Here is a 1,350-nt window from a genome sequence, read left to right on the forward strand (position 1 = left end):
GGTAGTGTCCAAAAAACTGTGTAAACAGAAATTAGGCGGGGTTTTAAAACCCCGCCTAATTTTTTGTTTAATTTTATAACACACAGTATCATTATGGATGAATTAAAGAATCAATTTTTAAAAAGCGGTCTGTTAGATGGCTTAAAAACAGAAACAGATCTAAGCAATCTATTCAAAGATTTGCATAGCGCAGCTTTAGAAGCGATGCTCCAAGGAGAGATGGATGCTCATTTGGGGTATCCCAAAAATGGCAAACGAAGCCTAGACAATGCCCGCAATGGGATGACTACTAAGCGCGTAAAGACACAATATGGTCAAAGTGAAATTAGTGTTCCTAGAGATCGTAACAGTGATTTTGAGCCCATAGTAGTTCCTAAACACAAAAGCACTTCCTTATCTGTGGAAAACATTGTCATCTCCTTATATGCCAAAGGGATGAGTGTTTCTGATATAGAGGACGAGTTATATGAAATTTATGGTTATAAACTCTCAAGTTTTTCTATATCACTCATTACAGATAGAATAAATCAAGAGGTTTTAGAATGGCAAAATAAACCATTAGAAGCTGTTTATTGCGTAGTTTGGATGGATGGTATCGTATTTAAGGTTCGCCAGAGTGGAAAAGTAGTCAATAAGACTATTTATTTAGCTGTAGGTCTTAATAGAGACGGGCATAAAGAACTTCTAGGAATGTGGTTAGGCATGAATGAATCTGCATCCTTTTGGCAAGGTGTTCTTACAGATTTAAAAGCTAGAGGAGTTGAAGATATTCTAGTAACTGTGACGGATAATCTTAATGGATTTACGCAATCTATTAAAAATGTTTTTCCAACTGCTGATACCCAAATATGTGTAGTGCATCAAATAAGAAATAGCGCTCGCTATGTTGTCTGGAAAGATAAAAAAGCCTTTACAGCAGACATGAAACACATTTACAATGCTCCTAATAAAGAAATGGCCAAAGCTGAGCTCGATCGTTTTGCTCAAAAATGGAACGATAAATACCCTTATGCGGTTCAGTCTTGGAAAAATAATTGGGAGGAACTTACCGTGTTCTTTGACTTCCCTTTAGAAATTAGAAAGATTATTTACACCACAAACCTTATTGAAAACCTAAATGGAAAAATCAGAAAATATACCAAAAATAAGATGAGCTTCCCAACAGATGATGCGCTGAAAAAATCAGTATATTTATCATTAATGCAAATTACTAAGAAATGGACGCAACCAATTCAGAATTGGGGACTTATTCTTAATCAGTTCTTAACTATATTTGAAAAAAGGGTCCAACTTTAATAAAGTTGGACCCCAATTAATTTTTGTTTACACAAAATTTTGGATACTGTCTTT

Annotated in this window: 1 protein-coding gene; it reads left to right on the forward strand. The window is 34.9% G+C overall.

Annotation, left to right across the window (positions count from 1 at the left end; genetic code table 11):
- Window positions 1-93 precede the first annotated feature (93 nt).
- Entirely contained in the window at window positions 94-1,296 is a 1,203-nt protein-coding gene (locus JM658_RS16925; protein ID WP_236961073.1) for an IS256 family transposase, read from the forward strand.
- Window positions 1,297-1,350 lie beyond the last annotated feature (54 nt).

It is taken from the genome of Joostella atrarenae (assembly GCF_021764745.1).
GTDB lineage: Bacteria > Bacteroidota > Bacteroidia > Flavobacteriales > Flavobacteriaceae > Galbibacter > Galbibacter atrarenae.

Excerpts from the sequence above, each read along its gene's own strand:
- JM658_RS16925 (WP_236961073.1), top strand. The coding sequence starts at position 94 with ATGGATGAATTAAAGAATCAATTTTTAAAAAGCGGTCTGTTAGATGGC.